Here is a 3,513-nt window from a genome sequence, read left to right on the forward strand (position 1 = left end):
AAATATAATAAATAGGGTAAATTGCAATAAATAGTGTAATAATAAAAATTGTTATTGCTTGATTGTAAAAAACAATAGCATCCATTGAAAATTTCATTACAGGTTCAAAACCATATTCAAGCATAGCTTCAGCACCTTTTCCTTTTAAATGTATTGGATTTAAGTAATAAAAATAATTTAACGGAATGCTTGCACCAATACCTACAAATACCCCAATTAGACTAATAAAAAAGGTTTCAATTAGTAAAATAATTTTTAATTTATATTTTTGCATTCCTACAGCTATAATAACTCCGAATTCTCTTTTTCTTTCAGCCATCATCATCATTATTGTTGCTAAAATTCCAAAACCAATTACAAGATATAACATGCCTTTCATAAGAACACCACCTGCACGGTCACTATTGATTTGTTGAACTAAAGCAGGTTGTATTTCTGACCATGTCATTACTTCATAATCATCACTTAATTTGTAAGAAATATTATTTTTAATTTTATCAAGATTATCATAATCGTCAATCATAATTACATAAGAAGACAAAAGACCCTTGGCGGAATAAAAGTCTTGACATCTTTCAATATCAAGGTAAACAAGCATCTTATTAAATTCAGGATTAGGATGTTTTAATATTCCACGTATTGGGAATTTCCCTGCCGCACTTACTCCATGATATCCCTGCCCAATCATTACCAAAGTATCATTCACATTAAGTTTAAGATATTTAGCAAGACCCTGAGAAATAACTACACCTTCATCTCCTTGCTTAAGATAATTTCCTTTTTTCATCTTGTCTTTAACTGCTGTAACTTTGTTTTCATTTTCGGGTTCTATTCCAAGTACCATTACACCCTTAGTAATCGTTTCGGAAGAAGCAAGTGCAAAGGATTCAAGTCTTCTTGTGTAAAAGTCTATACCTTCAGTATTTTCAATTTTATCACCAATTGATTTGCCTGATTTAAACGCATTATTTAGTTTTTGTTCCTCCCAGTATCCCTTTTTATGAATTTGAATTGAGCCTGAATAAAATTTTACTGCAACATCAACCATATTTCCATAAGAGCCTTCTTGCATTGAACTCATATAGGCAGAAAGTAAAACACCAAAAAATATTGATGCTACCGTTATCAATGTTCTGCGTTTGTTTCTCCACAAGTTTCTCCATGCTAATTTTATATAATTTTTCATCTCATAAATTGTTTTGTACTAATTTACTAATGTTTAAAAATGTTTTTACCTTATCCTTTTCATATTTTGTTGTGAGAAAAAAGAATCATCAATTTTTTTATCAAATTCCATTTTTTTAATTTCAAGTATTGTTTTATGACCGTCCTTTTCAACAGGAATAATTTCAATTCTTGTAGGAATATTTCTATCACCCATTTGTTTTATTTCATAAGCTTTTTCAACATTCACAAGGTAACCGTCTTCATCAAAATATTTAGTACTCCATTGATTTAAACCATCTTTTGTAATCCATGTAATTATTTTTCCCCACACAACAGCAGCGTCAGGCTTGGGAGTAAGTTCAATTTTGTAACAAACTTTTTCTCTAACTTTAAAAACACCTAATAACTTATGTTCATAATCCACTACAATTGAAGATTCTTCAACAAGGTCATCATTTTTAAAATCCGAACCCATCCATGATTGCATCATCATTGAAGGAGGAATTTTTATCATTCTTTCTATTGACGGTATCCAATTCCACATTTCTTTATCTCTTTTCAAAAAAACTTGTCCTCTTTCTTTAACAGGCTCTGTGATGTAAATTAAAAAATAGTCTGAACCCTTTGACCATGTTTTCATTGAAATTGACCTTTCCCATGAAGGGCGAACAATAGTCATTTTCATTTCTCCGAAACTTGTTTTTCCTCTATGCTTTTGATCTGCTTTTATTATTATTTCAGTTGCAGTTTGTGCATAGGAACAAGCAAACAAACTAAATATAAGTGTTAATGTAAAAATGACTTTTTTCATGTTTTTATATTTTTAATTTTGTTGAAATTTATTTTCATTTGTGTAATTCTTTTAAATAATGAATACTGACCACGTTCGCTGTAGCTTTAGCGGTTGCGAAACAAGGAATTTTGAATAATGAAGTTTTAACTATCTGCAATAATACAGGATGTTTTTTTTATTTCAGTATTCGTTATTCCTTGTTCAGTATTCGATATTCTTTTCATGTGTTTTTATTATTTATTTATCATATATTTTTAAAATTCTTTTTTTAAGTTTTTCTATAGGAAAATATTCTGGTGCTGCCATGTAATCAACTCCCACACCATCAAGCACTGAGAAAAAGAAAAGCGTTTCTATTTCAGGATCTTCATAGTTGTTTCGTTCAAAATAATCAGTAAGCATGGAAGAAAAAGGTTGAATTTTTTCCATTAATTTATTTTTGACCAAATCAAACACATGGGGTTGAAATATTAAGCTAAAATACAATCTCCAGAAATGACCGTTTTTTTCTAAGCTTTCAAATGAAAAATTAATGTAATTTATTAATTCACTGTGCTGAAGTATTCCATCCTTATTTTCATCAAAATTTTCGAATAACTTATCAAAACCATCAAAAATTATTGTTTTCAATAATTCATCTTTACTTCTAAAATAATGATAAATCAAGCCTTTTGAAATATTAGCAGATTTTGCAATATTATTTATCGAGGTGGAATAAAACCCTTTTTCAGCAAAACTCTCCAATGCAGTATTCATAATTAACTGCTTCTTATTTCCCTTAATTTCACTATATAGTTCTTCTTTATTTGCTACCATCTTAATTTATCTATTGACTGAACGGTCGGTCAAAGATAAAGCAATCATTTTAAACAAGCAAATTTTTTTTATTATCTCTTTAGGGAGGGGCTAACACGCGGTAAATTTTATAGCCCCCTCCTTAATGCTTTTACAACGTAATTAATTGCAAAAGATGATTAGTTTATTTTTTGAAAAGTCCTTAGCATGTCTTCGACAAACGAAGTCTGTGGCTTTAATATTTTGGTTCTATGTTGATTTGAGTGGGGGGGATTAAAGCCACAGATTCACAGATTAAAATTAATTTACATGCATTATTCTAATAAAATATATGCAGAGCGATCATAAACTGCGTTTTGCTATACTGTGTAAACAATAAATATTCAATATGTTAAACATAGTGCCAAAGCTCTAATTATGACCAGTCGAAGTATATGTCCTTTAGTTCAGATATAACGGGATTTGGCGAAAATTCATTAATTAGTCCTTCTTAGAAAACTAAAGGAAAATTCTGCATATCCTCTGCTCATTCCTTTATCCCCTAAAGAAAATGCCATCACACTCAGTGAGTTGGATTTTCCCTTTTACAAGGGAATTTAAGGGGTACAGATAGGCAATTAATGAGTTTTCATATAAGCACTAATTACAAAAAGAGTAATTTTTTAATCTGTGAATCTGTCTTCGACAGACGTAGTCTTTACTTTTTGTATGTCTTCGACAGACGAAGTCTGTGGCAAATTTGATTACCCACTCAAATC

General features: G+C 29.9%; 3 protein-coding genes. All 3 read right to left on the minus strand.

What is annotated here, in order from left to right; all coding sequences use genetic code 11:
• The coding region (locus U9R42_01410) for an FtsX-like permease family protein (protein ID MEA3494672.1) at positions 1-1,186 on the minus strand (1,186 nt) is incomplete at its 3' end.
• Positions 1,187-1,231: 45 nt separating this feature from the next.
• Positions 1,232-1,978, minus strand: a complete 747-nt coding sequence (locus tag U9R42_01415; GenBank protein ID MEA3494673.1) for an outer membrane lipoprotein-sorting protein — start codon at positions 1,976-1,978, stop codon at positions 1,232-1,234.
• A 219-nt stretch (positions 1,979-2,197) separates the two neighbouring features.
• Complete coding sequence (locus U9R42_01420; GenBank protein MEA3494674.1) at positions 2,198-2,776, minus strand: TetR/AcrR family transcriptional regulator; 579 nt, start codon at positions 2,774-2,776, stop codon at positions 2,198-2,200.
• Between the last annotated feature and the right edge of the window lie 737 nt (positions 2,777-3,513).

This window comes from Bacteroidota bacterium (assembly GCA_034723125.1).
GTDB lineage: Bacteria > Bacteroidota > Bacteroidia > CAILMK01 > JAAYUY01 > JAYEOP01.

What these genes read in the sequence shown, in the direction of transcription:
- U9R42_01415 (MEA3494673.1), bottom strand. Translation starts at nt 1,978, where the DNA reads ATGAAAAAAGTCATTTTTACATTAACACTTATATTTAGTTTGTTTGCT.
- U9R42_01420 (MEA3494674.1), bottom strand. Translation starts at nt 2,776, where the DNA reads ATGGTAGCAAATAAAGAAGAACTATATAGTGAAATTAAGGGAAATAAG.